The sequence below is a fragment of the Candidatus Binatia bacterium genome (assembly GCA_029248525.1).
GTDB lineage: Bacteria > Desulfobacterota > Binatia > UBA12015 > UBA12015 > UBA12015.
In genome coordinates this window covers 63,951-88,650 of the sequence record JAQWJE010000027.1, presented here as the reverse complement: position 1 = coordinate 88,650, position 24,700 = coordinate 63,951, and the positions used below count along the sequence as shown (strand labels likewise).

The 24,700-nt window shown below is 60.3% G+C and carries 22 protein-coding genes, 1 tRNA gene and 1 pseudogene; 14 read left to right on the top strand and 10 right to left on the bottom strand.

Annotation, left to right across the window (positions count from 1 at the left end; all coding sequences use genetic code 11):
• Positions 1-42 precede the first annotated feature (42 nt).
• From P8K07_06185 to P8K07_06170, 4 genes are all read right to left on the bottom strand, one after another.
• Positions 43-1,746, bottom strand: coding sequence for a neutral/alkaline non-lysosomal ceramidase N-terminal domain-containing protein (locus tag P8K07_06185; GenBank protein ID MDG1958107.1), 1,704 nt, complete (start codon positions 1,744-1,746; stop codon positions 43-45).
• 54 nt (positions 1,747-1,800) lie between these two features.
• Positions 1,801-2,289, bottom strand: coding sequence for a nitroreductase family deazaflavin-dependent oxidoreductase (locus tag P8K07_06180; GenBank protein ID MDG1958106.1), 489 nt, complete (start codon positions 2,287-2,289; stop codon positions 1,801-1,803).
• A gap of 196 nt (positions 2,290-2,485) precedes the next feature.
• Entirely contained in the window at positions 2,486-3,628 is a 1,143-nt protein-coding gene (locus P8K07_06175) for an MBL fold metallo-hydrolase (protein MDG1958105.1), read from the bottom strand.
• 82 nt (positions 3,629-3,710) lie between these two features.
• Positions 3,711-4,667: an LLM class F420-dependent oxidoreductase gene (locus P8K07_06170; GenBank protein ID MDG1958104.1), complete on the bottom strand. Its 957-nt coding sequence runs from the start codon at positions 4,665-4,667 to the stop codon at positions 3,711-3,713.
• A 95-nt stretch (positions 4,668-4,762) separates the two neighbouring features.
• Here P8K07_06170 and P8K07_06165 point away from each other — a divergent pair, with 95 nt between their 5' ends.
• Positions 4,763-5,266 (top strand): GreA/GreB family elongation factor, encoded by a 504-nt coding sequence (locus P8K07_06165; protein MDG1958103.1) that lies wholly within the window; start codon positions 4,763-4,765, stop codon positions 5,264-5,266.
• Between the two features lie 43 nt (positions 5,267-5,309).
• Here the strand turns inward: P8K07_06165 and P8K07_06160 are convergent, their stop codons facing one another.
• The 3 genes from P8K07_06160 to P8K07_06150 are packed head-to-tail and all read right to left on the bottom strand — an operon-like array spanning position 5,310 to position 7,569.
• Positions 5,310-6,062, bottom strand: a complete 753-nt coding sequence (locus P8K07_06160) for an SDR family NAD(P)-dependent oxidoreductase (protein MDG1958102.1) — start codon at positions 6,060-6,062, stop codon at positions 5,310-5,312.
• An 8-nt stretch (positions 6,063-6,070) separates the two neighbouring features.
• Entirely contained in the window at positions 6,071-6,751 is a 681-nt protein-coding gene (locus P8K07_06155) for an EthD domain-containing protein (GenBank protein MDG1958101.1), read from the bottom strand.
• Positions 6,752-6,792: 41 nt separating this feature from the next.
• Entirely contained in the window at positions 6,793-7,569 is a 777-nt protein-coding gene (locus P8K07_06150; protein ID MDG1958100.1) for an SDR family NAD(P)-dependent oxidoreductase, read from the bottom strand.
• Between the two features lie 71 nt (positions 7,570-7,640).
• Between P8K07_06150 and P8K07_06145 the strand changes: the two genes are divergently transcribed.
• The 8 genes from P8K07_06145 (at position 7,641) to P8K07_06110 (ending at position 17,771) form a co-directional block, all read left to right on the top strand.
• Positions 7,641-9,095, top strand: a complete 1,455-nt coding sequence (locus tag P8K07_06145) for an FAD-dependent oxidoreductase (GenBank protein MDG1958099.1) — start codon at positions 7,641-7,643, stop codon at positions 9,093-9,095.
• Between the two features lie 51 nt (positions 9,096-9,146).
• Positions 9,147-9,641, top strand: a complete 495-nt coding sequence (locus tag P8K07_06140) for a helix-turn-helix domain-containing protein (GenBank protein ID MDG1958098.1) — start codon at positions 9,147-9,149, stop codon at positions 9,639-9,641.
• A 2-nt stretch (positions 9,642-9,643) separates the two neighbouring features.
• Positions 9,644-10,414: an SDR family oxidoreductase gene (locus P8K07_06135; GenBank protein ID MDG1958097.1), complete on the top strand. Its 771-nt coding sequence runs from the start codon at positions 9,644-9,646 to the stop codon at positions 10,412-10,414.
• A gap of 122 nt (positions 10,415-10,536) precedes the next feature.
• On the top strand, positions 10,537-11,382 hold the full coding sequence (locus P8K07_06130) for a metallo-mystery pair system four-Cys motif protein (protein MDG1958096.1): 846 nt from the start codon (positions 10,537-10,539) through the stop codon (positions 11,380-11,382).
• 48 nt (positions 11,383-11,430) lie between these two features.
• Positions 11,431-12,663 (top strand): di-heme enzyme, encoded by a 1,233-nt coding sequence (locus P8K07_06125; GenBank protein ID MDG1958095.1) that lies wholly within the window; start codon positions 11,431-11,433, stop codon positions 12,661-12,663.
• A gap of 111 nt (positions 12,664-12,774) precedes the next feature.
• Positions 12,775-14,508 carry an amidohydrolase family protein gene (locus P8K07_06120; GenBank protein MDG1958094.1) on the top strand — a complete coding sequence of 578 codons (1,734 nt, stop codon included), beginning with the start codon at positions 12,775-12,777 and terminating at the stop codon, positions 14,506-14,508.
• 54 nt (positions 14,509-14,562) lie between these two features.
• On the top strand, positions 14,563-17,121 hold the full coding sequence (locus tag P8K07_06115; GenBank protein ID MDG1958093.1) for a hypothetical protein: 2,559 nt from the start codon (positions 14,563-14,565) through the stop codon (positions 17,119-17,121).
• Positions 17,122-17,153: 32 nt separating this feature from the next.
• The gene (locus P8K07_06110) at positions 17,154-17,771 is read left to right on the top strand and encodes a class I SAM-dependent methyltransferase (GenBank protein ID MDG1958092.1); all 618 of its coding nucleotides are present in this window, start codon (positions 17,154-17,156) and stop codon (positions 17,769-17,771) included.
• A 3-nt stretch (positions 17,772-17,774) separates the two neighbouring features.
• Here the strand turns inward: P8K07_06110 and P8K07_06105 are convergent, their stop codons facing one another.
• Together P8K07_06105 and P8K07_06100 are read right to left on the bottom strand one after the other, a co-directional pair.
• The gene (locus tag P8K07_06105; protein ID MDG1958091.1) at positions 17,775-18,392 is read right to left on the bottom strand and encodes a DUF1614 domain-containing protein; all 618 of its coding nucleotides are present in this window, start codon (positions 18,390-18,392) and stop codon (positions 17,775-17,777) included.
• Between the two features lie 144 nt (positions 18,393-18,536).
• Positions 18,537-19,586 carry a CoA ester lyase gene (locus P8K07_06100; protein ID MDG1958090.1) on the bottom strand — a complete coding sequence of 350 codons (1,050 nt, stop codon included), beginning with the start codon at positions 19,584-19,586 and terminating at the stop codon, positions 18,537-18,539.
• 136 nt (positions 19,587-19,722) lie between these two features.
• On the opposite strand from P8K07_06100, the gene P8K07_06095 reads away from it, so the two are divergent.
• The gene (locus P8K07_06095) at positions 19,723-20,544 is read left to right on the top strand and encodes a TauD/TfdA family dioxygenase (GenBank protein ID MDG1958089.1); all 822 of its coding nucleotides are present in this window, start codon (positions 19,723-19,725) and stop codon (positions 20,542-20,544) included.
• Here P8K07_06095 and P8K07_06090 read toward each other — a convergent pair whose 3' ends face one another.
• Entirely contained in the window at positions 20,545-21,249 is a 705-nt protein-coding gene (locus P8K07_06090) for a hypothetical protein (GenBank protein ID MDG1958088.1), read from the bottom strand. It abuts the gene before it with no gap.
• Positions 21,250-21,363: 114 nt separating this feature from the next.
• On the opposite strand from P8K07_06090, the gene P8K07_06085 reads away from it, so the two are divergent.
• From P8K07_06085 to clpX, 4 genes and pseudogenes are all read left to right on the top strand, one after another.
• Positions 21,364-21,443: transfer RNA gene (locus P8K07_06085), tRNA-Leu, on the top strand.
• A gap of 24 nt (positions 21,444-21,467) precedes the next feature.
• A complete protein-coding gene (tig, locus tag P8K07_06080; GenBank protein ID MDG1958087.1) occupies positions 21,468-22,751 on the top strand; it encodes a trigger factor in 1,284 nt (427 codons plus the stop codon).
• A 75-nt stretch (positions 22,752-22,826) separates the two neighbouring features.
• Positions 22,827-23,432 (top strand): annotated as a pseudogene (clpP, locus tag P8K07_06075) (ATP-dependent Clp endopeptidase proteolytic subunit ClpP).
• Between the two features lie 8 nt (positions 23,433-23,440).
• Entirely contained in the window at positions 23,441-24,694 is a 1,254-nt protein-coding gene (clpX, locus tag P8K07_06070; GenBank protein MDG1958086.1) for an ATP-dependent Clp protease ATP-binding subunit ClpX, read from the top strand.
• The last annotated feature ends 6 nt before the right edge of the window (positions 24,695-24,700 follow it).

Genomic DNA, 24,700 nt, shown 5'->3' with positions numbered 1-24,700 from the left:
GCATCTGACGAGAGTTCATCGCAAGGCTCTCGTCCCTCTATTTCAGTCGTTGGCCGGCGGCCTGGGTTCATAGAGGCGGCCGTCGAGGTCCTGGGCAGAGAATCGCGGCGCCTGCAGTTCAGCGGTCGGAGGGGCCTCTTCGGCAGTTTCGCGAGCCAGATCGGCAAAGATCGTCATCCAGCCGGGCAGGGTCCATTTGCCGAAGTGGGTACTGGCGCCCTCGTAGTCCTGCAGCGCGTATTCCTCAGGTGTCGTCACATAACCTGCATAGGCATTGGCGTAACCGGCGACGATAACATCACGAACGCCTATCGATTCGAGTTCGGCAAGCAGGGATTCCTCAACTCGCTTGCCGGACATTGTCGTCATTTCATGCGGGATGGCGGCAATGGCGACTGAGCCGATAATGCAGAGTTGGGCCGGGAGGATCTGCGGTGTCCAGGGTTTGGGGTCGGTCAGGCCGTGGGGGTCCATCTTGCGGATCATGCGCAGGTTTGGATTGGGGTCTTTGCCCAGCGGCAGTTTTCGCAGCCCGCGGATGCCCAGCACCCGATGTTCTGCCAATTCCATGACCGTCACCTTTTCGGCATGGGTCGCATCATGTTGCTTTTGTCGCAGCCTGGCGGCTTTGCTGCGCGGCACGAGACGCCATAGCGGGCGAATTTTTTGGGCCAGACTCTGCAGGAAAAGGAGCTTGCGCGGCAGACCGGGGCCTTCGTCGGTGCCAAAGAACATGGCCATGCCGAGCTTGCCGGGGGCCGTTCGTCGGTCGGATGCGCCGTCAACGAATTGCGGGTCGACCTCGATGGCGGCGAGGTCCCGGTATTGGTGGCGGGCTATCAAGCGAGCCTCAAGAGGGGGTTGTTGTTCGGCGTTTCCGAGGATTTCCTCGGCCTTGGCTTTTTGCAGTTCGCCGCTGTAGCGAGCGCTAGCGTCGTCGTCGGGGTACATGCCCCGAGTCCAGGGCTTGCCCGGATGCTCCTGAAAGTTCGGGGTGATATCCCCGGTCGTGGCCTGCGCGAAGGCGCCCACAAAGCCGGGGCCCTGCGTGTCCTCCAGAAGTGTTGCCGCGTAGCCCTTGTTATCGAAATGGACTTTTCGGTTGTCGCTATGAACGCTGGTGCCGTGGATGCCGAAGAAGTTGATCGTCCCGAGACAAACGCCCTCGGCGGTATCGAATCGCAGCAGTTTCATGCGCCGGTCCACGCCCAGATGCCGATTTTCCCACGTGATTTTTGGCGTCTCCGGATTCCGGTTCCAGGATAGTGGGGAACGGTTGAAGGCAACGCGTGCATCGGCGTCGAATTCGCTTTGCGCAAAGCGCACTTCCCCCGCGCACCTTGTCGCCCAGGCTTCCCGAATGGCCTCGACGATTGTCGCAGTGATATCCTCGAGAATTTCCGGAGAGAACCCCGGAGCTTCCATCGCATAGAAGGGGTAGGCCGAATAGCCTCCCGGCGCGCTATGGGTATGCGTGGCGAGCAGCATCAGGTTGCGACGCTCGATCCCGATGTCGGGATGTTCGGTGGCGAGTCGGTCGACGACGGCATCGTTGATGGCATGGCTGATGCAGAGCAATTCGCAGCTCACGATCACGATCGTTTCGTCGGTTGTCTCGAGCAGGAACGCTCGAGCATGCACGGGCGTGGCCGATTCTTCCACGAAGTTGCTCGGGACGCCCCAGCCAAACATGCCAATGCCCGGGACCCTTACCGGGATTTCCTTTTTGGATACGCCGATTTGCATCTTCCTACCTTGCCTCTTTCCGGGGCGAGATGCGAGTCGGCTTTCAGGCGCGGCTCAGTCTTCGATCGGACGCAGTCGAAACAGGCGAATATTACGATCTGTTCGTTTTTCGTAGACGAACATCATGGGCAGGATCCGGCGGACCTCATCCCAGATTCGCGATTTCTCTTCATCGTCGAGCATCTCGGCCCGGGCTCGAAAGCTTTTTCCCTGCACCTGAATATCCACTTCCGGGTTGGCTTCGAGGTTGTAGCGCCAGGCCGGGTGCTTTTCCTGGCCCATGGCACTTGCGACGACCAGAAGCAGCCCTTCATGTTCGATTGCGGATAGATGCACCGAACGCTTCTTTCCGGTTCGGCGGCCCTTCATCGTGATGGTGACCATGGGCATCGCGGGCGGCCCAAAAGATGTCCACCTTCCGTTGCTGAGGCGGTAGAGGATCGGATCGATGCGAGCGGCGACGTTTTTGATCCACCAGGTGAAGGCGGGCGAGGTGATCACACGCACCATTCGGCTGTCTTCCGGTCTTGTCTCCGAGCTCATGATTGGTCCATTTCCCTTCGGGTGAGTTGATCCCGAACAGCCAAGCTCTGCAAGGCGTTACGCCAGAAAAAGAACCAATCGGATTTTGGCTCCGCGGTAGAAGCCCGCACGGCGGCATGGACAAGATTGGAGAGCAGAATCCGCTCGCGATCAGTCTCGCATCGCGAAGTCCGACAGATGGTTGCTGGCAGCGTGCTCAGGTTTCGAAGATCAGCTGCCCCGATTTGGAGCGTCGAGACGCCGCCTCCCCGCGCCGACGCAGATGTTCGAGGTGCGCGTAGGTTTCGCTTTGAGCCATCGAGCCCCAGCTTCGTTTGCGAAATAATTGCTCCGAGAAGGCCTCGACGCTCGAGGGGCCGATATCATGTCCGATGTCCCGGATTTTGCCGAGACGCTCCTGATGATGTTCCTTGATCGCGACGCAGCGAGCGGCAAGGTCGGGAAAGGGATGACCGTGCGCCGGAAGCGCCTGGTCCACATGTGGAATTGCGGCGGCACGATCCAGAGATTGGAAGAATGCCTCCAGAGGATCCTCTTCCAGTGAGAGACCTGAAATATGGGGCGTGATCGATGGGAGGACGTGGTCTCCGGCCAGAAAGAGCCCCTCCTCAGGACAATGCAGGCAGATATGGTCGTTGGTATGTCCCGGCGTGTGCATGATGAACCACTCCCGGCCACCCAGGCGCAGACGATCTCCGGCCTCGACAGGCACCGAGATATCGGGAAAGCGCATCGCCTTGCCGATCAGGCGGTTCAGGTGCATCTGCAAGCGCCAGCGCAGGGGCGGCCGTGGTGGCTTCGCGCCCCAGGGTGTGGGTCCACCCCATCGCGGAGGGGCAACCGGCATCGGGTTGCGCTTGTCCACGGGCCGCAAGGTGGGGGAGCCGTCTGGTCCGTAGAGTTCGGGATGCGGAGGATGGACATCGGCGGATGTCGCCTCTTCTCCCTGTTGGGCATGGAGGTCGCAGACCGAGACCTCAGGCGTCTGGTCGCGTGAGGATCCCAGCGAAAAGGCCCGGTGCGCGACCACTTTGGCGCCGGATTCGCGAACGATCTTGCCCGTGCCGCCGAAATGATCGCCGTGGGAATGGGTGATGACGACGGTATGAATATCCTTGACCTTTAGATCGGCCTGTTTGAGCCGGTCTTTCAGGGCCGCGAAGGAAGCCGGCGTCGGAAGACCCGGATCGACTACCGTCGCTCCTTGATCGTCCAGCAGTGCGTAGCAGTTCACATGCCCCAGTCCCGGCAGGGAGATGGGTAATTCCATTCGGACCACGTTTGGAGTGATCTCGGTGATCTCGGTTCGTGCGGATTCTTGTTCCTGTCGGTGCGCCATCTGGGAAAGAACCCTATCGATCTCCCGGCGGGATCGCCAAGAGAGCGTCTCCGCTCGTCAATAGGGCTCGGCAGGGTCGATCTCAGCGCGGTGCGAGGTCGCGCACCGTCTGGCGCAGATCGTCGGTATGCAAAATAGCCAGTGCCGGGGTGTCGATGCCGTTATCCTGAAAGCGTTGGATATGTTCGCGGCATTGGTCGGGCGATCCGCTGATGATCAGATCGTCGACGACCTCTTCGGGTATCGCCTCGAGTGCGGCCTTGCGATCGCCTTCCTTCCATAGCTTCCACATATCGGCTAGCTGCTCGCCGCGTCCCAGCCACTCGTGGAAGGCCGCATAGACTCCCACATTCAGATAAGCAGCCGCGGCATGCCGACCGATGGCGAGAGCCGTGGCGCGGTCTTCGGTGGGGAGCACAAAGAGACGTGCCACGATTTCCTTGCCGGGCCCGCCCTCATGCACGAAGGGCGTCACGGTCTTCACATCTTCTGCCGAGAGCCAGTTGAGGATAGCGCCATCGCCTTCCCGGCCGGCGAGGCGCAGCATGGGCTTGCGCAGGGCTGCCAGCAGGATTGGCGGTTGTTGCTCCAGCACGACTCCGGATCGGAACCCCCGCACATGGAAGCGATCGAAGGATTCATTGACTTTTTCGCCCGCGAGAGATTTGCGAAGGAATCGCACCATATCGCGAACCTGAGCGAGCGGTTTCTCGAAGGGGATGTCGTTCCATCGCTCGACGATGACATCCGAGGAAGTTCCGATGCCCATCACGAAACGACCGGGAGCAGCGTCGGCCAGCGAAGCTACGCATTGCGACATCAGGGCCGGCCCGCGGGTGAAGGCCGGGACAATAGCGACCCCGAGTCTTGCTTCCGGGACCCAGGCGGCGGCCAGAGCGAGAGGGGTAAATCCGTCGTGTCCCATCGCCTCGGAAGACCAGAAATCAGTATAGCCGAGGTCGAACATCTCTTTCAGCCAATCCTCGTGCTGGTGCAGAGGGATGCCATTCATCGGAATCGTCATGCCATAGCGCGCCATGCCCGAAGCATAGGTCGGAAGAGTGGGGGGAGGCAACCGGATGGGAGTACCAAGCCTCTCGGTATCCCGAGTCGTTCTATGCTAAGTGAGTTCCGGTGGGCAAGGAAATTTCATCTCTCGACAAAACTCGGATCCTTCAGGAGTTGCGGGACCGCGTGGCGGCTCAATTGGCCGCCTCGACTCGCTCGCAGCAGGAGAGTCAGGCAGGCGCCACGCATGCCGAGACGCGTGCGGAAGACCCCAAAGATATGCGTTCGACCGAGGCGTCCTATCTGGCGCGAGGCCTGGCCGATCGGGTGGCGAAACTGCGGCTGGCCAGAGCCCGGCTCGCGAGTTTGGAAGTCCCGCCCTTTGCGCCGGATGCACCTATTTCAGCGGGTGCTCTGATTGCGATCGAAGACGAAGACGGGGCAAGCCATCTGCATTTTTTTGCGCCTGTCGCGGGCGGCGAGAAGTTGATTTGCGAGGAGCAGGTGATTCACTCTCTGTCGCCCGAGTCGCCGCTTGGCCGCGAGGTTCTGGGGCGGGAGGCTGGCGAGGACTTCGAATTCGAACTCCCTCGCGGCCGTGTTTCCGCAACGGTTCTCTGGGTTCGCTGAGAGAGATGCGGCCAATCCTGTCGAGGCGGGATCGAGTGCAGGGTCAAGCCGCCGACGCACCGCCATCCATCGCGAGAGCAACCCCGCTGATATAGCGAGCGTCCTCCGAAGCGAGGTAGGCAATCGCGACGGCAATCTCCTCCGGGGTGCCGAGGATCGGTGCGAGTTGGAGCCGCGCGAGCAGATCGGCATCGGCTCCCTCCGGTGCCTTGAAAGCAGCTGTCATAGGCGTCACGACCCCTCCGGGGCAGATGCAGTTGACCCGAACATTGCGACGTGAGTACTCCACCGCGAGAGCCTTGGTCATCTGGATCACGCCGCCCTTCGAGGCGCAGTACGCGGCATTATAGGCTTGCCCGGAAAGGCCGGCCGAGCTTGCGATGTTGACGATATTTCCCTTGCTTTCGAGCAGGTAGGGCAGGGCTGCTTGTGAGGTGAAAAAGCTTCCGCTCAGGTTGATTGCGATGACCTGCTCCCATTCCTCAGTCGGCATCTCGGTGGTATGCGCCATGCGGAAAATGCCGGCACAATTCACAAGCGCATCGATACCGCCATGTTTGCTGGCGGCCGCCTCAGCCATCGCACGGGCCTGAGCTGCGTCGCGGACATCTACGGTGAAGGATTCGGCGGTACCCCCGGCGTCGCGAATCTTCTCGGTGGTGTCGGCAAGCCCTGCCGCTGCGATATCAGCGCAGAGCAGTTGCCCGCCAAGAGAGGCGAGATGGATGGCGGCCGCCTGCCCGATGCCGGAGCCAGCGCCAGTGACGATAATGGATTTTCCGGAAAAATCTGCCATCACCAATCCTAACCCAGCTCGTATTCGGACATATGTGAATATTCGAGCGGTTCGAAGTCCAGAAATCGTTGGCAGCTGTCCATCATCGTTTTCATATTGGCGGCCAGTTCTTCATCGTTGGCTGCATCGTAGAAAACTTTCGGGTCGTGGAGAGCTTCGATCGGGAAGGTCTCCTCGACAATCGCCACCCAGGGTGGCGCATCGGGCGTCAGGGCATGGTTGATAACGTTGCGCGTATAGCCAAAGGTCGATTGGGTCTCGATCGCGACTTTTTTGTGGTCATTATGCCAGATCTGACGAAACTCTTCGTCCGAGATGTCCTGGCGTTGGGCGATGCAAGTCACCTGATTCATGCCGGGCGTGCGCTCGCCGTTTTTGCGCGGCGGGATCATGACCGAGGATTCCGTGACGACGTAGCCGGCGATTTTGCGAGCCTGGCCTGCCAGGATCGCTTCACAAGCCTCGCGACCGTCGATCGCATCGAGCCAGAAGGTAACCATGGCGCGGATTGGCGGATCGGATCGTGTCAGCAGGTTGCTGCCCTGCACGTCGGAGTCGTGGGCACACAGTCGAATTTGTTTGGCGCCGGCTTCGCGGAGTTGCGGGACTGCTTCGGAACGGAGGGCGTCGCGGAGGCTGTCGCCCGAATGGTTCACATCGTGAAAGAGCAGGTAGAGAAGTTTTTCCATGGCGGCTTTTTCGCACGCCGCGGAGCGCAGGGGAAGTGCTCTCAGGACTTCGTTTGTCGGGGCTGGTTTTCGACCGATACAATCCGGCCGGCACTCTCCGGGTCCCGGATCAGGGAAAGTACGACATCGGCGATCTCGTCGGGCTCCAGCATCTCGAGCATATCGATCACCGATTGGAGCCAGGGATGGGGCCCATCGGGACCGGATTCCTGCACCATTTCCGTTGTGGTCAGGCCGGGGCAAACACAGGAGACACGCACCTGATGGCTTGCCTGAAGATCGATGCAGGATTTGGTGAAGTGGATGACGCCAGCTTTGGTGGCCGCATAAACGGCCTGAGGCGGCAGGGGCGTCATCCCGGCGCCCGATGCCGTATTGACGATCGCGCCACCGCCGCTGCGTTGCATCAGTGGCAGGGCGAGTTGCGTTCCGATGATCACCCCGCGCAAATTGATATCGATGATGCTGGCGACGCGCTCGGTTTCGACCTCGGGCCAGTTGCGATCCCCTTCGCCGATTCCTGCATTATTATGGAGGATATGGAGCCCGCCGAGTTGATTTGCGGTCTCGAGCATCATGAAGCGCAGGGATTCGACATCCCCAGTGTCAATTTCCAGGCTGATGCCCCGGCACCCCAACGCGCGGATTTCCTCGGCTGTTTCGGCCGCTCGTGCCGCGCGGTTGTCCGCGATGACGACTGCCCGGGCGCCCGCGCGAGCCAGCGCGAGAGCGGTCGCGCGACCGATGCCGCGGGCACCGCCGGTGATGATGGCAACTTTATCCTGAATATCCATGTGCAAGACCTCGACTCGCTTCATAGAACAGAATGCTCGTTTCTGTAACGGGGAGCCGTAGAATTCCTCCGGCGAAGTGCGATAGGGATGGACGTATGAGTGATATCGAGTGGGGATGTATTCCCGAATCGCAGATTTCCGAGTGGAGTCACGAAGCGGATGTGGTCGTCGTCGGTTTGGGTTGTGCGGGCGCCAGTGCCGCGATCGAGGCCAGTGAGGCCGGTGCAAGGGTGATCGCACTCGAGCGGGCGAGCGGCGGCGGGGGGACCTCGGCCAATTCCGGCGGTCTGATCTATCTCGGTGGGGGGACGCCGGTTCAGATTGCTTGCGGGATCGAGGACTCTACGGAGGATATGTTCAAGTTTCTCATGGCGGCTTGCGGACCAGGTCCGGACGAAGCCAAGATCCGGGTATTTTGTGACCGGAGTCTCGAGATGTTCGATTGGCTCGAGGCGCATGATGTCCCCTTTAAACGAAGCACCTACCCCGAGCCCGGCAAGGAGCCGCCCACCGATGATTGCCTCGTATATTCGGGCAACGAAGACGGTTGGCCTTACGTGGATATCGCTCGTCCCGCGCCGCGCGCGCACAAGCCGCAGGTCGCGGGCGCAGGGGGCGCGCGTCTGATGCAGGGGCTCCTCGGATCGCTGGAAAAGACAGATGCGACGGTGCTCGAAGACGCACGCGTGGAGAAGTTGGTCGTGCGGGAAGATGGCGCCGTTGTCGGTGTGGTCGCGCACAGGGTCGAAGGTTCGGTCGCCGTCCGGGCGCTGGGGGGAGTGGTGCTTACGGCGGGAGGCTTTATTGCCAACAAGGAAATGGTCGCGCGTTATGCTCCCGAAACATCACGCGCGAACTGGCGCGTTGGCACAGACAATGATGATGGCAGCGGTATCCAGATGGCGCAGTCGGTCGGCGCCGACGCCATTCGGATGGAAGCAGCCAGCATCACGATCCCCCTCTATCCGCCCAAGAGCATCTGCGCGGGCGTTCTGGTCAATGCCAGCGGGCAGCGCTTTCTGAACGAAGATGCCTATGCGGGCCAGATTGGGCAGCAGGCTCTCTTTCGACAGAATGGCCGCTGTTGGCACCTTCTGGACGCAGATTCCTACGTGGTGAACGAGGCCTTTATGGAAGCCAAGGTAGTCGAGGAGACCTGGGAAGAACTGGAAGCCGCACTCAAGCTCCCCGAAGGCTCTCTGGTGTCGACGATGGATCTCTACAATCGACACGCGGAACGGGGTGAAGATCCCATCTTTCATAAACGCTCATCTCTGGTGAGACCGCTGACCAAGCCCCCGTTCGGGGCTCTGGATGTCACGGTGGAGGGCTCGATTTATGCGGCATTCACCCTTGGCGGTTTACATACTCTTCCCACGGGCGAGGTCTTGCGCTCCGATGGGAGCGCGATTGCGGGCCTGTATGCGGCCGGTCGCACGACTTCCGGTGTGTCTGCTTTCGGGTACGTCAGTGGCGCCTCCCTGGCCGACGGCATGATCTTCGGCCGCATGGCTGCGACCTCGGCGGTCGCTCGCGTGCGCTCGACCTAGCAGGGACTCGCGTTGCCGCCGGGGAAAGCTTTGGCTAGCTAAATCGGGTTTATGACGACGTCCGGAAAGGGAGCGACAGGAGACGATCAGGGGGATCTGCGTCGCCAGAACCCGGGCTGGTTGCTGTTGAGAATCAGTCAGGACTTCTTTTCCAAAGTGGTCGAAGAGTTCCGCGATCGCGGTTACCTGGGATTGCAGAATTCCCATGCGAACGTTTTGGCGCATCTCCCTTTTGAAGGGGCCCGAATCACGGAGCTGGCTACCTCGATCGGTGTGACCAAGCAGGCGATTGGTCTCGCGGTCGATGAGTTGGCCCGCCTCGGCTATGTCGAGCGAGCGGCCGATCCGGAGGATGGACGGGCAAAGATAGTTTGCTTTACGGAGCGTGGACTCGAATTTCAGCGAGACTCCCGCGAGATCGTGGATGCCGTATGGGATGCCTATGCGGATAAAATCGGTCGCCGTCAGCTCGAAGGATTGCGAGTTGATTTGGAGAGGCTTCTTCTGGGCATCGAAAAGGGTGCTCCCCAACGAGGTGACGAATGAGTATGCAGGATTTATTTTCAGTGCAGGGAAAGGTGGCGTTGATCACGGGCGGATCCCGCGGGATTGGTTTCATGATGGCGCAGGGCCTCGTGGAAAATGGCGCCAAGGTCTATATCGCGGCGCGCAAGGAGGCCGAGGTGCAATCGGCCGCAACCGCTCTCTCGCAGCACGGCACCTGCATTGGTCTGACCGCGGATCTGGGAACCGAAGCGGGCTGCGAGGCGCTCTTTGCCGAGATCGCATCACGCGAAGACAAGCTTCATATCCTGATCAATAATGCCGGCGCGAATTGGGGGGCTCCTCTGGCCGAGTTTCCCGATGCCGCATGGGACAAGGTTCTCGCACTGAATGTGAAAGGCGTATTCCATCTGACTCGGCTTTGTGTGGGACTCCTTGAGGCTGCGTCGACGGCGCAAGACCCGGGCCGGGTAATCAATGTGGGTTCCATCGATGGTATTCACGTGCCGGAATTGGAGACCTACTCGTACTCGGCGAGCAAGGCGGCCGTCCACCAGTTGACCAGGACATTGGCCCGCAGGCTCGCGCCTCAGGGAATCACGGTGAACGCGGTCGCCCCGGGACCCTTCGAAAGTAAAATGATGGCGGCCACTCTGGACAACTTCAAGGACCATATCGTGGCGGGTTGCCCGATGGGTCGTATTGGCGAATCGCAGGATATGGCGGGCGTGGCTCTCTATCTCTCTTCTCGAGCCAGCTCTTATGTCACGGGCGTTGTGATTCCCGTGGACGGAGGGATCCTTCTCGTCGGTTAGCTTGGCGAGCGGCAAAGTGCGACGATTTGCCGCGCAGAATCGGAAGACGTTCGCGCGGTGATCGGCTACGGTTTTGCAAATTGAGGTGATGCTCACCTCGAACTGATCCAAGGAGAAGCCAGATGTTTTCGATCCGAAATTTTTCACTAGCTCTGCTGATGTCGTTGCTCGCTGCCTGTGGCAGCAGTTCCGGTGGCCCGCGCAATGTTGAAATCGATGTGAGCGCCATTCTCGGAGGCGAGCCCTTTGCCTGCGATCGCCTCTTCGAGGGTGTGGGGGATAGCAGCGCGACGGTGGATCCGATCGACCTGCGACTTTATGTCTCGGAAGTCGAGTTGGTCGAGCAGAACGGCAACGCGGTTTCCGTGGACCTGACCCAGGACGGAGAGTGGCAGTACCAGAATGTCGCTCTTCTGGATTTCGAAAACGGAACGGGCCTCTGCGGCCAGCGCGGGACGCCGGAGACGAACACGACGATTCGGGGAACGGTCCCCGACGGCAACTATACGGCGTTGCGATTTGTCATGGGTGTTCCCGAGACGCTCAACCACATCGATGCGGCCACCGCACCATCTCCTCTGAACAAGACGGCTCTGTGGTGGAACTGGAATATGGGCTACAAGTTTATTCGCTTCGACATGGAAGTTTTCGACGGTGACGCGGTCAGCGAATTTCGCGTCCACATCGGCAGCACCATGTGCGAAGGCGATATGGCCGGCGAAGCGATCTGCGCCAACCCGAACCGCACGCAGGTGGATCTGGTCGAATGGAACGGTGGCCGCGGGAGTGTCCTGATGGATCTCGACTCGATCTTTGTCGGGACCGATGTGCAGACGAACCTGCCCGATACCCCTCCGGGCTGTATGTCCCGGCCCGACGATGGCGATTGTGGCCCTATTTTTGAGCGTTTCGGGCTGCCTTTCATGGGTTCTGCCGCTTCCGAGCAGAAAGTTTTTTTCCCTAACTAGGAATTTTTCGTCGCGGACTGCGTCTATCGAGCTTAAGATCAGGCAACCATGATGTATTGGGGATTCATAAGTTCGATCAGGCGCAGTTGCAGCAACAACCTGTTGGCGGGTCTCCTGCTTTTGGGAGCCCTAGGCTGCGGTGGCGGATCCTCCTCAGGGGGCTCTCAGCCACCGGAACGCCCGGATCCGGCACCGACGCCGAGCGGCCCGACCGCCTGGGTCTGGGATCTGCCTCCGGGATTCCCCGTTCCTCGGGTCCCGGCCGGGAATCCAATGACCGAGGAAAAGTTTCAACTTGGTCGACACTTGTTCTACGAGACGAAACTATCCGTGACCGAGGATACCAGCTGCTCGAGTTGTCACGATCAGAGCCGGGCCTTCACCGACGGAAAACCACGAGCGATCGGTGCGACCGGCGAGGTGCACCCCCGCAACGCGCAGGGGCTGGCCAATATCGCCTATGCGCCAACTCTCACCTGGAATAACCCGAACGAAACGAGTCTGGCGAACCAGTTGCTGACGCCTCTGTTTGGCGAAGATCCGGTCGAGCTTGGCCTGTCGGGCCTCGAGAATCTCGTGTTTGAGCGATTGAGCGACGAGGAGCTCTATCAGGAGCTCTTCGGCGCGGCTTTTCCTGACGACGTCGATCCTTTCACGATCGAGAATCTCGCCATGGCGATCGAAGTTTTTGAGTTGGCTCTGATCTCGGGCCGCTCCCCCTATGATCGCTTCATTCAGGATGGCGACGCGGATGCGCTCTCCGAGGGTGCCAAGCGTGGCATGGAGCATTTCTTCTCCGAGAACCTCGATTGCACCCACTGTCACGGGGGCGCGAATTTTGCGAGTGCTCTGAATCACGAGGGGAATCAGTCGGACCGAACGCCTTTCGAGAATAACGGACTCTATAATATTGGCGGCACCGGCAACTACCCCGCCGACAATCAGGGGCTTTATGAATTCAGCGGACGCGAGCGCGACAAGGGACGGATGAAACCGCCGAGTCTGCGAAACATCTGTGTGACAGAGCCCTATATGCATGATGGCAGCATCGCGACATTGGAAGAGGTCATCGACCACTATGAGCGCGGCGGTACCCGGACCGATTCCGGACCTCTGGCCGGAGATGGGCGTGATAGCCCCAACAAGAGCGATTTCATTACTGGATTCCTGCTTTCGCGCCCGGGCAGGGCCGATGTGGTCGAGTTCCTTTGCTCGTTGACCGACGATGAGTTCCTCGCGAACCCGCGATTCTCGGATCCCTTTGCGCCGACAAGCGATTGACGCTTGACCCTCCCGCGCGACCCTTTCCCCGGGCCATTGGTTCCCGGTGGCGTTTGTGGCAAATCCTAGTCAGCAGATGGTGGCGCGCAGGGCACAACCGGGAGATTCAGAATGCATGATTTGGTGATTCGCGGCGGGACAATTGTCGATGGAACTGGGGCAGAGTCGCGCGATGGAGACGTGGCGATCACGGATGGGAAAATCGTGAGTGCCGAGGGCTCGGCGGGACGAGGCCGCGAAGAGATCGATGCAACCGGGCGCCTCGTAACTCCGGGCTTTGTCGATATCCACACCCACTACGACGGTCAGGCTACGTGGGACCCCCTGCTCACGCCTACGAGCTGGCACGGGGTTACGACGGCCGTGATGGGAAACTGTGGGGTGGGGTTCGCACCGGTAGCCCCCGGCCAGGAGGAATTTCTTATCGGCCTGATGGAAGGCGTCGAGGATATTCCCGGAACCGCTTTACACGAAGGCATTGATTGGTGCTGGGAGACCTTCCCCGAATATCTGGATGCGCTGGATCGAATGCCGCGCGTCATGGACCTTGGCACCCAAATTCCGCATGGGCCGGTCCGTGCCTACGTGATGGGCGAGCGCGGGGCCAAAAATGAACCCGCGACCACCGAAGATATCGCCCGCATGCGTGCGGTAGTCGGCGAGGCCATTGAAGCCGGCGCATTGGGTTTTTCCATGTCGCGAACTTTGGTCCATCGCGCGGTGGATGGGGAAGTCGTTCCGGGAACTCACGCGACCGAAGCAGAAATCTTCGGCATCTCCGGCATTCTTGGCGAGTTGGGACAGGGCTTGATCGAGCTGGCTCCCGCGGGCGTGCAGGGCGAAGATATGTCGGCTCCGGAGAAAGAAATTGACTGGATGAGGCGATTGTCGATCGAAGTCGGTCGCCCGGTGAGCTTTGCGCTCGTCCAGCACGATATCGCCCCGCAGCATTGGAAAGAATTGCTCGACCTGTGCACGCAGGCGAATGCCGCCGGCGCAGATCTCCGCCCACAGGTCGGGTCTCGACCGACGACCCTTTTGCTGGGGCACTCGACCTTCAATCCCTTTTCCTTCCGGCCCAGCTATGGCGAGGTCGGAATGCTGCCCTTGCCGGAGCGGGTGCAGCGCCTGCGCGATCCGGATTTACGTGCTCGACTGCTTGCCGAGAAGGGGGATCTTGGAATCCCGCAGCTGGAGGTCGTTCTGGAAATGATCGACAAGGGGATCGACAAGATTTTTCGACTCGGAGAGCGGCCGGACTACGAGCCTTCGCCTGAGGAGAGCCTGGAAGCAACGGCCCGCCGTGAGGGACGAGACCCGTACGATTTGCTCTACGACTGGTTGCTGGAGCTGGAAGGTCGCCAACTCCTGATGCTGACCATGCTGGGCTACAGTGACTACTCCCTCGAACCGCAACGCGTGATGCTGGAACATCCGGCAACCGCCTTTGGTTTGGGAGATGGCGGCGCGCACGTCGGGGCGATTTGCGATGCCAGCATGACGACCTCCTTGCTCGACCATTGGGCCAAACGACGGACCCGGGGTCGGAAGCTTTCCGTCGAAACGGTGGTGCGCAAGATGACTCACGATACAGCGGCCCTTTATGGATTGAACGATCGGGGTGTTCTGGCTGCTGGTCGCAAAGCGGATTTGAATATCATCGATTTCGATCGACTCGACCTGGCACTCCCGGAACTGGTGCATGACCTGCCGGCCGGAGCCGCTCGGCTGGTCCAGCGGGCGATCGGCTACGAAGCGACCATCTGCAGTGGCGAGGTGACCTTCCGGGAGGGCGAGCCGACCGGAAATTTACCCGGCCGTGTGGTGCGGGGGGCGCGGGGTTAAGGCAGGCCGCGTCGATTCGCGCTCGGGTGCCGCGCGCGCTATTTCGAGTGGGTAATGGATCTGACGCTGGTCTCTCATACGCACTGGGATCGGGAATGGTACCGCACCTTTCAGGGCTTCCGAGCCCGTTTGGTCGATACCGTCGACCGAATTCTGGAGCTGATCGCCGAGGACCCCGAGTTTCGGTTTTTGCTCGACGGTCAGACGATCGTTCTCGAGGATTATCTGGAGATCCGCCCCCATCGCCGTGAGGAATTGGCGGAGGCTTGCCGCGCAGGCAAGATCGCAATCGGCCCCTGGTACGTGCAGCCCGATTCTCTGCTGCCCCACGGGGAGACGCATATCCGCAACCTGCTCGAAGGCCGGCGTGTCGGCGTGGAATTCGGCGGTGTCTCCCGAGTTGCCTACACGCCTGATTCGTTCGGGCATCCCGCACAATTTCCACAAATCTTTGCCGGGTTCGGGCTGGGCCCTTTCGTCTACTGGCGAGGTAACGGGAATGAGATCGATACCTTGCCTGCAGAATATCGATGGGTCGCGCCCGACGGCACATCCGTGCTCGCGCATCATCTGGCAGAGGGCTACTTCGGCGCCTGCGGCCTGCCCGAAGATACCCTGTCGGCAGCCGCCTTCCTGCAGGATCTGGCGCTTCGCCTGCGTCAGCGGACGACGGGCGGTTACGTGCTTCTGATGAATGGTCTGGACCATGCGGCACCGGATCCTCATGTCGGGAGGAAGCTGGAAGCTCTGCGTCGGGCAACCGGTTGGAAAGTGCAGCGTGGCCTGCTCGACGATTTCGTCGCGAACCTCTCGCCCGACGCCCCGACGTTTCAAGGGGAACTCGCAGGGGCGCGGCTCGCGAATCTCCTGCCGGGCGTCTGGTCGTCGCGAATGCCCATCAAGTATCGAAATCGCGAAGTGGAAACGGCGTTGCTGGACTGGGCCGAGCCCTTCGCGGTCCTTGGGCAGGTATATTGTGGACTGGACGAACGTCCAGCGCTTCGGCAGGCGTGGCGAGCGCTTCTCGAGAATCAGGCGCATGATACTCTCGGCGGATGCTCCCGTGATCTGGTTCACCACCAGTCGCTGGCTCGTTATGATCAGGCAGAGGAGTTGGCGCAGCAAACGACCGAGCGGCTGTTACAACGACTGACCGGCGTTCCGTTGGTTCGCCGGACACCCTGGTCGGATACGCTCGAGATTGCCGTCTTCAATCCCTCGCCCTTCTGGCGAACGGATGCCGTCAGGTTATCGCTCGAGGCGGAACCCTGGCTCGAGTTCCGGGGCGAGTATGAACGAGCCGTTCAAGTACATCCCTTTCTGGGTGCTGCGGAAAATGTTGCCGGTTTTCTGGTCGATGGAAAACCGGCGTGCCTGTTGGACGAACCTTCGCGAGAAGGGATCCGGATGGCGCCCGACCTTCCGCCAAAGGCTGTCGAGTTTCTCGCCGAAGATGTCCCGCCTTTCGGCTGGAAAAAGATGCGCCTCACACCGGCTGCAATCCAGCCGGATAAAGTCGATGAGGGAAGGGCGATCTCTGTTGACGGGATCACGGCTGTCGTGGGTTCCGATGGAACTCTGGATCTGGAGCTGCCGGGTTTTGCTTATGCGGGGCTGCTTGCCGTCGAGGACGTCGGTGACCGCGGCGATACCTATGATTTTGATCCGGTGGAGGGTGAGATTCCGGCGCCCCGACGGGTGAGTGTGGAGCGCCGTCGCCATGCCAACGGGGTGCAAAGCCTCCGGTCGCGACGCCGTTTTCAGATCCCTGCGGGCTTGGCTGATGACCGCGCTTCGCGCCTTGTCGAGACGGTCGATTTGGAGATTGATTATTTGGCTCGGCTGGTTCCCGGGACCGGACGTCTCGACCTCGAATTGCGCGTGGTCGATCCAGGAAAGGATCATCGGCTTCGGCTATTATTTCCCACCGGCAAGCCCGTGGAATCTTTTCTGTCGGCATCCACCCTCGATATTCTCACGCGGCAGACTGCGATGCCGAAATCTGATGATTGGGTTCACCCGGCGCCGCGTACGTTCTGTCAGCAAGGAATGGTGGCGGCCGGCGGTCTGTGGGTGTCAGCTCCCGGGCTGCCGGAGGCCGAGGTGTCGCCGGATGGGGTTGTGGCACTGACTCTGCTGCGCTCGGTCGAGTGGTTGGCCCGCACGGACCTCAAGACGCGCCCGGACCCTGCGGGGCCGATGCTTCGCACGCCGGCGGCTCAATGCCTCGAGCCCTTCGAGGTGCGCCTGCATCTGGCCTCTTGCGGATCGGAGCTACCCGCGATCCGGCCGCCCACAGCGATGCGGGCGGTTGTCGCCGGTGGCGAACCTCTGATGCCGGCGGATAAGCCGATGCTGGAATTGCCCGAAGGCGCGGAGCTTGGCGCCTGGAAGCCCGCGGCCTCCGGGTTTGGTTGGGTACTGCGGTTGCTCAACCCGGCGGCGCGGCCGATTGCGGGCTCCCTGAGGCTGGGGCTCCCCTTCTCGGAGGTGCGCGAGGTCGGATTGGACGAGGAGCCGCTTTCGGAGCCACTCGAGATTGAGGCCGGAGCGGTTGCGGTGTCGATCCGCCCGCATGGATTGCTGACGCTGCATTTCGACAGCTGTTCTTGACCCACGTTTCCTTGCGAGCGAAGGTGTCGCCCATGGGGTTTTACGAGACAAAGGTCCTGCCGGGCATGTTGGATTTTGCGATGCGCCAACCGCCGATCATGAAGCAGCGCGGCAAGGTTGTGCCGCGCGCTCGGGGCCGTGTGTTGGAAATCGGGATGGGCAGTGGCTTGAATCTGGGATTCTATGATCCGGACCGAGTGGAGATCGTGCTGGGCTTGGAACCATCTGCCGAACTCAAGGGCCTTGCGGCCGATCGTGTACGAGAGGCCCCTGTGCCGGTCGAGATGGTCGGGCTGATCGGTGAGGATATTCCGCTGGAGGAGGACTCCGTGGATACAGTGCTGATCACCTACACGATGTGCACCATCCCGGGTGTCGAGGAGGCCCTGTCCGAGATGAGACGGGTCTTGCGCCCGCAAGGGGAGCTTTTGTTTTCGGAACACGGACGCGCTCCGGATGCCAATATCGCTCGGTGGCAGCGTTTTGTGGAGCCTCTTTGGAAAAGGATGGCCGGTGGTTGTCACCTGACGCGGGACGTCCCGGAGCTTTTGCGGTCTGCCGGGTTCGAACTGGCTGAACTCGATCAGCTCTATTTGCCGGGGCCGCGGTTGGCGACTTTCAATACGTGGGGTGTGGCGACGCCGGCATGAGGCCTAGGCGAGAAGCACGGCGAGCAACCCGCTCAGGAATACGCCATCGAAGGTGCCGGCACCTCCAATCGAGACAATCGGGGCCCCGATGGTGCGCATGCGACCTAGATTCAGAAGGTCTGCACCGATCAATGTGCCCAATGTGCCGGCGACATAGGCGACCACGGCCGGCGTTGCGGGTGCCAGAATCATTCCGGCTGCCGCGGCAGCCAGCGGTGCCACGAATATGGGCATGGCGATGCCCACTCCCTTCATTGGCTGGGCGACCAGAAAGCTCAGCCCTGTGACGATTGCTGCCGCGGCAACTGCGGGAATCGTTGTCTCGGGGCGGTTGACCAGGAGGTAGATCGCCAGCCCTGTGGGCAGCAGAGCGCCACCCACATTGATCGCCAGAAGGGTATGCTCGGGGCCGCGACCACCAAGTCGTGTGAGCGGCAAATTGATGGCGCTGCCAAACAGGGAGCCGACAAGGAGGCCGAAAAACCAACGGTGGGGAATGCCGAGTTTGTCCCAACTGTACTCCATCGCCTCGATTTCGATGAGGGTGAGGAGGACGCCCGCGATAAAGATCATTCCGAGCGTGGCGGGGGTAAATTCTATTTTCGGCGTTTCGGTGGGCACGCGGCAGGATTGCCACTTAGGGGCGGGTGCCGCAAGTCCGGTCTCTGAACTGTCGGCTCCGCCGTTGCGGCCGATTACGCCAGCGCCCCGCCTGAACAAGAGCGCCGGACGCCTCGAGTGGGGTCCGGCGCTCTGTCGAGCAGCTCAGAAGCCGTAGGCGGCAGCGAGATCCGGGTCGCGGCCGGCGAGCATTTTGGCTAATTCGACGATGACGACGCATTGTTTGTAGGTGGCATCGTCCTGCATCTTGCCGTCGATCATGACTGTGCCACTGCCGTCGCCCATTTCCTCGATGACTCGCTTGGCCCAGAGCACCTCGTCGAGAGGTGGCGTGAATACCTTGCGGGCAATATCGATCTGCCCGGGGTGGAGCGACCAGGCGCCGACACATCCCAGAAGGAAGGCGTTGCGGAACTGGTCTTCACAGCCAATGGAATCGGAAATATCACCGAAGGGCCCGTAAAAGGGCAGGACACCGTTGGCGTTGCAGGCATCGACCATTCGCGCGAGCGTATAGTGCCACAAATCCTGCTGCACAGAGGGTCGGGCGGCGTCGGCATTTTCGGGATCGGGATCGGTTCGCACGATATAACCCGGATGGCCCCCGCCCACGCGGGTGGTTTTCATGCGACGCGAAGCTGCGAGGTCGGCGGGGCCCAACGAGAGGCCTTGCAGGCGAGGGCTGGCCGCGCAGATTTCGTCGACGTTGGCGACACCCATCGCCGTTTCGAGAATCGCATGGATCAGAATGGGGCGTTGCAGCTTGGCGCGCGCTTCGAGTTGTCCGAGGAGTCGGTCCACATAATGAATATCCCAGGGACCCTCGACCTTTGGCACCATGATGACGTCCAGCTTGTCTCCAATCGATTCGACGAGGCGTACGACATCATCCAGAAACCAGGGGGAATCGAGGCTGTTGACGCGCGTCCAAAGTTGGGTCGAGCCGAAATCGGTGGCTTGCCCGATCGTGACGAGGCCCTCACGGGCAGCTTCTTTCCGGTCAATGGGAATCGCGTCTTCCAGATTTCCCAGAATGACGTCGACCTTCGCAGCAATCGAGGGCACTTTCTCGGCCATTCGCGGGTTGCTCGGGTCAAAGAAGTGGATCATCCGAGATGGAGTGACGGGAATCGCCCGCAGGGGGGCGGGGGCTCCCACCGCCATCGGTTCGAAAAAGTGCTTTGGACTGCGCATATGATTGTCTCCTTGCCTGTCTTCGGTGGGCACCGGGGGGGTACCTGCACCTTGCTTTTCTGGGTAACAAATCCGGGTCGTTCTCGCAGCGCCGGTGCCTTCGCGTTGGGTCGCAGATTCGCTAGACTTCCGTGACATGGAGTTTCAGCGAATTTCCACAGCCCTCGGGGCCGAGGTTGGCGGCATCGATCTCACCCGGGTGCTGAGCGGCGAGGAGCGCGCGGTGCTTGCAGCGGGACTGGTGGAGCATCAGGTCTTGTTTTTTCGCGATCAAGCCCTCGAACCGGCGGATCATCTCCGTCTGGCCGAATATTTTGGTCCGGCCCGTCCCCACGCGGCCTACCCGACCGTGCCGGGTTATCCCGGAATCACGGTCCTCGAGTCCGATCGCGAAAATCCCTCGCGGATCGAAAAATGGCATACGGATATGACTTTTTTGCCGAATCCGCCTCTCGGTTCGATCTTGCGTGCCCGGATCGTTCCGGCCCGGGGCGGGGATACGCTCTGGATGAGTTTGGGAGCCGCCTACGATGCTCTCCCTTCCGACTGGCAGACGCGCTTGCTCACGTTCGCCGCCGAACACAGCTTTGTGCACGGGTTTCGGGAGAGTCTGGAGGCCCCCGGCGGCGAGGAACGACTCGCGGAGGCGGTGCGCGCCTATCCCCCGGTCCAGCATCCGGTGGTCTGCACGCACCCCGTAAGCGGCCGGCGTCTGTTATTTGTCAACTCTCTGTTTACAAAGAGAATTGTGGGGGTTTCTCCGCGGGAGAGCGAGAAGATTCTCGGGTTCCTGTTTGCCCATTTGGAGCGGCCCGAGTTTCAGGTTCGCTTTTCCTGGCGCCCTGATTCGATCGCTTTCTGGGATAATCGGCAGACGCAGCATTGCCCGATCAACGACTATTGGCCGGCGCATCGCCTTCATGAGCGGGTGACGATCGAGGGTGAAAAGCCCTCCTGATCAGGGCTTTTTCAGGAAGTCGATCATCGCATTCGCGATCGCGGCCGCGTCATCGCCTCCCTGCAGCGAATCGACGGCGCGACTGTAGTTTTCCTCGCCCAAAATCTTCCGACGACGGGTGTAGAGTGCTCGAGCATAGTCGGGCCGAAACTCCGGATGGCCCTGAATCGCCAGAATATGCTCGCCGATTTGAAAAACGCCGCGCGGACAAGCCTCATTGCCCGCGAGGAGACGAGCACCGGGGGGCAGCTCGAGTACCTGATCCTGGTGGCTGTGAATCACGCGGCGAGGAGCACTAAATAAACCGTTTTCACCAATGATATTCATTGGTTCCATAGTTTGGACGCCTATGGTCCAGCCCCGAGCAGCAGCACCCGTGCGGCCCCCGAGAACCTGCGCCACCAGCTGATGACCGAAGCAGATCGCAACCAGTTTGCGTCGAGATTCATGGATTTCGCGGATCAGGCTCTCCAGATCCCGAATCCAGGGCAGATCCTCATAGACACTGTGCCGGCTCCCGGTGATCAGCCAGCCGTCGCAGTCGTCGAGCTTCGCGGGCCTCTCTCGGGCGACCATATCCCAAACCGAAACCTCGAGAGAGGGCTCGGCTCCGCGAAGAAGCTCGGAAAACATCTCCGGATAATCCCCGAATTGCTGAGAAAGTTCGGGAAGAACGCTGTCTGTCTTGAGAATCCCGATCCGCATGGTTTGTTCACCCTTTCCAATTGTAGCAGCAGGAGGGGTTCGCCGCCTCATTCCGTGTAGCCGGTATCGGCTTGAAATGCGGTTCGCAGAACGAGGTGGTAGCAGGAAGGTTCGGCGAGAGTGGCGGAATTGGCAGACGCACTGGATTTAGGATCCAGCGGGCAACCGTGGGGGTTCGAGTCCCCCCTCTCGCATTTTCAACAGGAAAAGTGGGGATCATGAAGCTCGAAATTGAAGAAATCAGTGCGGTGGAGCGCAAGCTCGTAGTCGAGGTTCCGGCAGATCGTGTTTCCAGCGAGTTTGCGAGCGCTTACGACGAAGTTTCGCGGCACGCCGCGGTCAAGGGGTTTCGCAAGGGAAAAGTCCCTCGGCCGGTGCTGGAGCGGCATTACGGGGAAGACGTTCTCGGGCAGGTGACGCAGAGCCTGATTCAGGAGGGTTTTTCTTTCGCTATGGAAGAATCCAAATTGGAGATCGTCGCTGAACCCAAATTGGATTTTGAACCCCCTGTGGAAGGCGAGGCGCTGACATTTTCCGCGACTGTCGAGATCCGACCGGAGTTGGGGGACGTCAACGTCGAGGGATTGGTCGTCCAACGGCCATCGACCGCGGTATCGGACGAGGACGTGGAGAAGGTTCTCGAGCAGATTCGCGAGCGCCATTCCCAACTCGTCCCGGTCGAGGATCGCAAGGATCTGGCGCGGGGTGACTACGCGACGATCTCCATCGAGGCTTCGGTGGACGGCGACAAGGTCGATGCTCTTTGCGTCGAGGCCGGGACTATCGAAGTAGCGGGCGGAAATCTCCCCGAAGCGCTCGACGAAAAGTTGGAGCATGCAAAGGTCGGCGATACTTTCACGGTAGAAACTTCGGCACCCCAGGGTGCGCCCGAGGAGCTCAAGGAGAAAACAGTTTCCTACGCAGTCGAGGTGAAGTCCGTCTCTGAGAAGAAGGCACCTGATCTGGACGACGAATTTGCCAAGGATCACGGGGACTGCGACTCCCTCGATGCCATGCGGGAGCAGATTCGGGGTCAGTTGGAAGGCGAAGCGGTCCGCAAATCGGATGCGGCGGTCAATGAAGCGATCCTCGACATGGTTCTCGAGCGAACCGAGTTCCTGGCGCCGGGAGGGATGGTCGACGGTCGTGTGGATGCGTTGCTCCGGGAGTTCTCGATGGAGCTGGCCCAGCAGGGGATGAGGCTGAACGCGGGAGAGCATGAAGACGAGGCTCGCGAGAAGCTGCGTCCGCGGGCGGAACGTGAAGTCCGAGCCAATATCCTGCTCGAGCACCTCGCCGAGCAGTTGTCGATCGAGGTTGACGAGGAAGCGCTCGCCGCCGAAGTCTCCAAGATTGTGGAATCTGCAGGCGAGCAGGCCGACCGAGCCCGCGAGTATTTCGCAGATCCCAACAACAGCGAATCTTTGCGAGGGCAATTGCAGCGCTCGCAAACGCTTCAGAAATTGGTCGCAGGCGCCGAAATCACTGAGGCAGCAAACTGACGCGCTCTTGGCGTTGCTCAGATTTGTAGATAGGTCTAAGATTATGATGATGGACGCAGCACAAGTAAGGATCAGCATCCAATGAACAACCTGATACCGATGGTCGTGGAGCAGACCGGAAGAGGCGAGCGCGCCTACGATATTTACTCCCGATTGCTCAAGGACCGGATCGTTTTTCTGGGAACTCAGGTGACGGACGATATAGCGAACGTCATCATCGCTCAGCTGCTTTTTCTGGAGTCCGAGGACCCTGAGAAAGATATTCACTTCTACATCAATTCCCCGGGTGGCTCGGTCTCCGCAGGCCTCGCGATCTACGATACGATGCAATACATCCGCCCATCCGTTTCGACCCTCTGTCTCGGACAGGCCGCGAGCATGGGAGCCCTGCTGCTCACCGCTGGCGAAAAGGGAAAAAGATTTGCCCTCCCCTACGCACGCATCATGATCCACCAACCGCTTGGTGGAGCTCAGGGGCAGGCGACCGACATTGACATTCAAGCGCGCGAAATTCTTCGGGTTCGTGAACAGCTCAATCAGATTCTGTCCGGCCATACCGGACAGAGCATGAAGCGGATCGAGAAGGATACAGACCGCGATTTCTTTATGACCAGCGAGCATGCCGTGGAGTATGGCTTGGTCGATGAGGTGATTGCCGCGCGCAATTCCAAGAAAAACTAGGATAGCTTATGGCGAAACACGGCGACGATAGATCTGGGAACCTCGTTTGTTCCTTCTGCGGCAAAAGTCAGGACGAAGTCCGGAAGCTTATCGCTGGGCCTACGGTTTATATCTGCGATGAATGTATCGATTTATGCAACGATATCATCGCGGAGGAATGCGACCAGGAAGAGAGCATTGCCGCCGGGTCCGCTGTCCCCAAGCCCGCGGAAATCAAGAAAGTGCTCGACCAGTACGTCATCGGTCAGGAGCATGCCAAGAAGATTCTCGCCGTAGCGGTTCATAACCACTACAAGCGAATCGATTCGCAGCTGGTGTCCGGTGACGTCGAGCTACAGAAATCCAATATCCTGCTGATCGGGCCCACCGGGTCGGGCAAGACACTGTTGGCCCAGACCCTGGCCAGATTCCTGCAAGTTCCCTTTGCCATCGCCGATGCGACCTCGTTGACGGAAGCGGGCTATGTGGGCGAAGACGTCGAGAATATCATCCTGTCTCTGCTGCAGAATGCGGATTATGACGTCGAAAAATGCCAACGGGGTATCGTCTATATCGACGAGATCGACAAGATCGCCCGCAAGGGAGATAACCCGTCGATCACCCGCGATGTGTCAGGCGAGGGTGTGCAGCAGGCTCTGCTGAAGATCATCGAGGGTACCACCGCCGCAGTCCCGCCCAAGGGCGGACGCAAGCACCCCCAGCAGGAATTTCTGCAGGTGGATACGACCAATATCCTCTTCATCTGCGGGGGCGCGTTTGTCGGCCTCGAGGATCTGATTCGGCGCCGAGCCGGTTTGAAGAAGGTCGGCTTCGGTGTGGATTTGAAGAGCCGTGACTCGCGCAGCAATAGCGAGGTCCTGCCGGATTCACAGACGGGCGATTTGTTGAAGTTCGGATTGATCCCGGAGTTTGTCGGTCGTCTGCCGATGATCGCCACGCTGACAGAGTTGGATGCCGATGCTCTTGTGCAGATTCTGCAGGAGCCCAAAAATGCTCTGACCAAGCAGTACGCGAAGCTCTTCGAGATGGAGAATGTGAACCTGAAGTTCACCGATGGCGCCCTGCGTGCGATTGCCAACGAAGCGCTGGAGCGGAAGTCCGGGGCGCGCGGCTTGCGCGCGATCATGGAGGCCATGATGCTGGACATCATGTACGACATCCCCTCCGAGCCCAATATCAAGGAAGTTGTGATTTCCGAAGAAGTCATCACGAACCACGAGCACCCCATCGTGCTTTACCAGAAGACCGCCGAAACGGCGTGAGGCGAT